5 protein-coding genes are annotated in these 4715 nt (G+C 45.5%); 2 read left to right on the forward strand and 3 right to left on the reverse strand.

The features are described from left to right. Positions 1-286: 286 nt before the first annotated feature. From raiA to STRDD11_RS00015, 3 genes are all read right to left on the reverse strand, one after another. A complete protein-coding gene (raiA, locus tag STRDD11_RS00005) occupies positions 287-829 on the reverse strand; it encodes a ribosome hibernation-promoting factor, HPF/YfiA family (RefSeq protein WP_128834149.1) in 543 nt (180 codons plus the stop codon). 81 nt (positions 830-910) lie between these two features. Further along, on the reverse strand, positions 911-1576 hold the full coding sequence (locus tag STRDD11_RS00010; protein ID WP_128834151.1) for a ComF family protein: 666 nt from the start codon (positions 1574-1576) through the stop codon (positions 911-913). After that, on the reverse strand, positions 1573-2871 hold the full coding sequence (locus tag STRDD11_RS00015) for an ATP-dependent helicase ComFA (RefSeq protein WP_128834154.1): 1299 nt from the start codon (positions 2869-2871) through the stop codon (positions 1573-1575). The genes STRDD11_RS00010 and STRDD11_RS00015 overlap by 4 nt, the downstream gene beginning before the upstream one ends. Positions 2872-2927: 56 nt before the next feature. Here STRDD11_RS00015 and STRDD11_RS00020 point away from each other — a divergent pair, with 56 nt between their 5' ends. Together STRDD11_RS00020 and cysK are read left to right on the forward strand one after the other, a co-directional pair. Next, a complete protein-coding gene (locus STRDD11_RS00020) occupies positions 2928-3560 on the forward strand; it encodes a YigZ family protein (RefSeq protein ID WP_128834156.1) in 633 nt (210 codons plus the stop codon). A gap of 121 nt (positions 3561-3681) precedes the next feature. Next, positions 3682-4611 (forward strand): cysteine synthase A, encoded by a 930-nt coding sequence (cysK, locus tag STRDD11_RS00025; RefSeq protein ID WP_128834159.1) that lies wholly within the window; start codon positions 3682-3684, stop codon positions 4609-4611. The last annotated feature ends 104 nt before the right edge of the window (positions 4612-4715 follow it).

Here is a 4715-nt window from a genome sequence, read left to right on the forward strand (position 1 = left end):
CAAGTCATTTTTGAAAAGTTTTTTAATTTATTGCCGATTTTTTTACAGAGCTCTTACAAAACCTTTAAAATAAGGAGTGCTTTCATTATGAAGTGATGTCATATTTGAATGCATAGCTTGAGGATCTGTCCGTCCTAAAAAAGCGCAGCTGAAATGCCAGAAAATCAAAACTCTGCTCATCTCAGCACGGAATCTGACCAGGCTTAGCATGCGAACGGAGACAGCAATCATACTCAAAAGCAAAGCGAGGCTGAGACACCCTGTCCCAGCCTCCTTTTTTATTTCTTTATTTTACTTCCAAGAGGCCAATATCACCGTCTTCTCGACGGTAAATGACATTGGTTGTCCCATCTTCAGCATCTGAATAGATGAAGAAATCATGCCCCAGCAAATCCATTTGCAGCAGGGCTTCTTCTAAGTCCATCGGCTTTAAATCAATATGTTTTGAGCGAACTACTTTGGATGGAATATCTTCGCTTTCTTCTACTAAAGCATCTGTGAACAGCTGGCTGGTAGCAACCTTATTGCGGTTCTTTCTTTCAATTTTTGTTTTATTTTTACGGATTTGACGTTCAATTTTATCTGTTACCAAATCAATAGAACCGTACATATCCTGAGAAACATCTTCTGCACGAAGGGTAATCGAGCCAAGCGGAATGGTTACTTCCACCTTAGCCGTCTTTTCACGGTAGACCTTGAGGTTTACGCGTGCATCCAGTTCCTGCTCTGCTTGGAAATACTTCTCAATCTTCTCAAGTTTAGAAACTACGTAGTCACGGAGAGCATCTGTTACTTCTAGGTTTTCACCACGGATACTATATTTAAGCATATAAGTACCTTCTTTCTAAACATAAATGTTTTATTTATAATATCATTATAACGCTTTCATTTCATTTTTGCAAATTTTTTCTCACCTAGCGATTGAAAATGTCAAAATTTCTTTCACACCCGCTTCCAGCAGGATTTGCTTAGCCAACTGCAGTGTTTTTCCCGTTGTATAAATATCATCTATCAAAATAATTTTTTCTGGCAGATGCTGGTCTTCTTTAATACTGAAACACTGCTGAGTCTGCAGACGTTCCTCCCTATTTTTGCTGGACTGTGCCACGGTGTCTCTTTTTTCTAAAATATTTTTGTATGCTATACCTGCACCGTCTAAAATACCTTCAACCTGATTAAAACCTCTATGCCGGAATTTTTCCGGACTAACCGGGACAGGAACTGCTAGATAGTCTTTAAACGCCCTCATTTTTTCCCTGACCGTTTCTCTAAATACAAATCTCAGCAGATAATCACCCTGAAATTTATATTGGCTGAAATAATCTTTCATAGCCTGATTATAAGTGAAACAGGAAAAATGCTGTACCTGATAGCCTTCTCGAGACCAGCTTTGACAGTCTGAACAAATCTCTGCACTGCCTTTTCGGCAGCATCCTGGACAATGCTGGTCCGTTATTTGCTCAAAATTTTCAAAACAGCTTGAGCAGATACGCGGTTTTTCTGGCTTCAATAAGAAAAACTGTGAAAAAGTCAGCCTTTCTTTCAGCTGACTGCTGCACAACAGACAATGCTTCATAGACCGGCCTCCCGATTCATGGCTTTGATTTCGCTGATGGCTTTTTCAATAGCAGATGTGCTGCCGTCGTGAAAAAAGAGCAGCTGGCCAGTGGGCCTATCCATACTCCGTCCCACGCGCCCAGAAATCTGCACCAGCGCACTGCGGCTGAACAGGCGGTGATTGGCTTCCAGCACAAAAACATCTACGCTAGGAAAAGTCACTCCCCGCTCCAAAATAGTAGTTGTCACCAGAATGCTGATCTCTTTCTGCCGGAACTGCTCCACCAGCTCCAGACGATTTTCCGTCGTAGAAGCGACAAAGCCGATTTTTTCATGTGGAAAGTGCCGCTTTAAAATTTCGGCAATCTCCTGTCCTCTTTGGATTTCCGCAGCAAAAACTAAGAGGGGAAATCCAGTCTTTCTCTGCTCCTTGAGAATTTTTTTCAACTTGGGAGACAGCTTCCCTTTTTCTACCTGCTTTTGAAAATGCGGCAGCCAGACTTTCCGGGGTACTGTCAGAGGATTGCCGTGAAATCTTCTGGGCAGACTGAGCCGCTGCAGCTCTCCTTTTTTCACTTTTTTATCCAATTCGTCCGTGGAGGTTGCGGTCAGAAATATGGTCGTACTCTCTGTCTTAACCGCTTGTTTTACTGCATGATAAAGAATCGGATTGTCCACATAGGGAAAGGCATCAACCTCATCCACAATCAGCAAATCAAAGGCGCGATAAAACCTGAGGAGCTGATGGGTGGTTGCAATGACCAGCGGACTGCGGACATAAGGCTCTGAATCTCCGTACAGGAGGGCAATATCGCAGGCAAAATCTTCCTTTATCCGGCGATACAGCTCTAAACAAACATCAATGCGGGGGCTGGCTAAGCAGACTGATCCTCCTCTATCCACTGCTTTTGCTGCCGCCTGATAGATCATCTCCGTTTTCCCAGCCCCGGTAACAGCATGCACTAATGTATTTTGCTGTCTGTCAATCGCCTGCAGCAGGCCTTGCGAGACTTTTTCCTGAAAAGCTGTCAGCTGTCCCTGCCATGTGAGGACACAGTTTCTAGGAAAAGGCTCCTGCGGGAAATAATAGAGAGTCTGGTCGCTGCGAACTCGCCCCAACATCAGACACTGCCGGCAATAATAGGCACCAGCCGGCAGCCGGTGCTCCCCATCCGCCTTGCTGCCGCAGCGGCTGCAGTAAAAGCTGCCCTCCGACTTTCGCATAGCGGGCAGCCTCTGGGCCTCTTCCCGTAGTGCTGCTGCCAACTGGTCTTCTGTAAAAATTCGGCCTAAACAATCTGCTCTTTCTGTCATACTTATTCATTCGTAATTCTTTTGGCAAATGCAATCTTTTTTTGTAAAATGGAAGTATGGAATTTAAAACAATCAAAGCAGATGGACAGGTAGAAGAAGAAATCAAGAAATCCCGCTTCATCTGCCATGTTAAACGCGTTTACACTGAAGAAGAAGCCCGCAACTTTATTGCAGCGGTTAAGAAAGAGCACTACAAGGCCAGTCACAACTGCTCTGCCTTTATCCTCGGCCCCCAAAGTGACATCAAACGGACCAACGATGACGGTGAACCCAGCGGTACCGCTGGCGTGCCCATGCTGGGGGTTTTGGAAAATCAGGAACTGACCAATCTCTGCGTGGTCGTCACCCGCTATTTTGGCGGTATTAAGCTAGGGGCTGGCGGCCTTATCCGGGCTTATGCCGGCAGTGTGGCTTTGGCTATCAAGGAAATCGGACGGGTGGAAATCAAGGAACAGGCTGGACTGCGGGTGAGCATGTCTTACAGCCGCTATCAGGATTTCCCTGTCTTCCTCAAAAATGAAGGCCTGACTGAATATGATACCGTATTTACAGACAGCGTTGCTGCGACGGTCTTTGTTGACAAGGACCAGTCAGAAGCACTCAAACATCGGCTGACTGAATTTTTTAAGGGAAAAATCACCATTGCCAATCAAGGACTGCGGCAAGTGGAAGTTCCTCTTGAAATGTAAGGCATGCAGAAACAGGTTTGCTATAAATTTTCTCTATCAGAGCCATAGCTTTTTTATATTTTACAAAGCCTGTTTTTCGTTTTATACTGGTTCTATTAAGCTATATTGAGGTATAAACTTTATGTCACATATTTATAATAATATTACTGAATTAATTGGAAATACGCCTATTGTCAAACTGAATCGTCTTGTTCCCGAGGGAGCTGCGGATGTTTACGTAAAGTTAGAAGCTTTCAATCCGGGCTCTTCTGTTAAAGACCGTATTGCTCTCAGCATGATTGAGGCAGCTGAAGGCGACGGCATTATCAAGCCGGGCGACACCATTGTGGAAGCAACTTCCGGAAATACTGGTATTGGTCTGTCTTGGGTCGGTGCAGCCAAGGGCTACAAGGTTGTTATTGTCATGCCGGAAACGATGAGCGTGGAACGCCGCAAAATCATCCAGGCTTATGGCGCTGAATTGGTTTTGACACCAGGCAGTGAAGGGATGAAAGGAGCTATCGCCAAAGCTCAAGAAATTGCCCAAGAACGTCAGGGCTGGCTGCCGCTGCAGTTTAATAACCCAGCTAATCCAGAGGTTCACGAAAGAACAACAGGAGCAGAGATTATCGCTGCTTTCGGTGAAACCGGACTGGACGCTTTTGTCGGCGGTGTTGGTACTGGCGGGACAATCTCAGGTGTGTCACACGCCCTGAAAAAGGTCAACCCAGACGTGCAAATCTATGCTGTCGAGGCAGACGAATCAGCTATTCTTTCTGGAGAGAAACCAGGACCGCACAAAATTCAGGGAATTTCAGCCGGCTTCATTCCTGAAACCTTGGACACTGAGTCCTATGGCGGCATTGTCCGCGTCACTTCCGACCAAGCATTGGAACTGGGCCGGCAGGTCGGCGGACAGGAAGGCTTCCTGGTCGGAATCTCCTCTGCTGCAGCTATCTTCGCAGCTATTGAAGTGGCTAAAAAATTGGGCGCCGGCAAAAAAGTGCTGGCTCTGGCACCGGACAATGGCGAACGCTATCTGTCAACAGCACTTTATGAATTTGAGGCTTAATTCAAATCTTACAAAAAAACCGGAACGCTCGTTCCGGTTTCAGATTGTAGACAAAGTCTTGAGAAGACATCTTTCTCAGGGCTTTTTGTCGTCTTTAGGAGTAT

It is taken from the genome of Streptococcus sp. DD11 (assembly GCF_001578865.1).
Taxonomy (GTDB): domain Bacteria; phylum Bacillota; class Bacilli; order Lactobacillales; family Streptococcaceae; genus Streptococcus; species Streptococcus panodentis.